This window comes from Methylobacterium variabile, assembly GCF_001043975.1.
GTDB lineage: Bacteria > Pseudomonadota > Alphaproteobacteria > Rhizobiales > Beijerinckiaceae > Methylobacterium > Methylobacterium variabile.
In genome coordinates this window covers 1-721 of record NZ_LABY01000380.1, presented here as the reverse complement: position 1 = coordinate 721, position 721 = coordinate 1, and the positions used below count along the sequence as shown (strand labels likewise).

1 protein-coding gene is annotated in these 721 nt (G+C 67.4%); it reads left to right on the top strand.

The window, feature by feature from the left end; genetic code table 11:
• Window positions 1–19 precede the first annotated feature (19 nt).
• Window positions 20–721: IS3 family transposase (locus VQ02_RS36460; RefSeq protein WP_157080913.1), on the top strand; the 702-nt coding region annotated here is incomplete at its 3' end.

The window sequence follows — 721 nt, the reverse complement described above, 5'->3', positions numbered from 1 at the left end:
TTCCCACGAGGTGCCTTCTATGCCGCACCCACGTCGGCCCTATCCCGCTGAGTTCCGTCGTCAAATCGTCGAACTGGTCCGCTCCGGACGCGATCCCACAGATGTCGCCCGTGAGTTCGAGCCTTCGGCTCAGGCCATCCGGAACTGGGTTGCTCAGGCGGATCGAACCGAGGATCGCCGCGAGGCGAAGACCGAGACCCTCACGGCCGCCGAGCGTGAAGAGCTGATCCGTCTGCGCCGCGAGGTGCGCCAACTGTGGCTGGAGCGGGACATCCTGTCAAAAGCCGCGGCCTGGTTCGCGCGGGAGACCGGCGCGGTGCGCGCAGGCGGCCTCGTCGGCGCCAGCCGACGGCGACGAGCCGTCATCACCACGCGGCGGGATGAGGCCCGGCCAGCCCCGCACCTCGTTGAGCGCCACTTCCGAGCCGAAGGTCCCAACCAGCTCTGGGTCGGCGACATCACCTATGTGCCGACCGCTGCCAGCTTCCTTTATCTCGCCGTCGTCCTCGATGCCTGGCGCCGCCGGATTGTAGGGTGGGCGATGGCGAACCATCTGCGAACCGAGCTCGTGCTCGACGCCCTGGAGATGGCGATCGGCCAGCGTAAACCGAGCGCCGTCATTCACCATTCCGATCAGGGAAGTCAGTCCACGGCTCTCGCCTTCGGCAACCGCTGCCGGGAAGCCGGTGTTCGACCCTCGATGGGCTCGGTCGGCGATGCT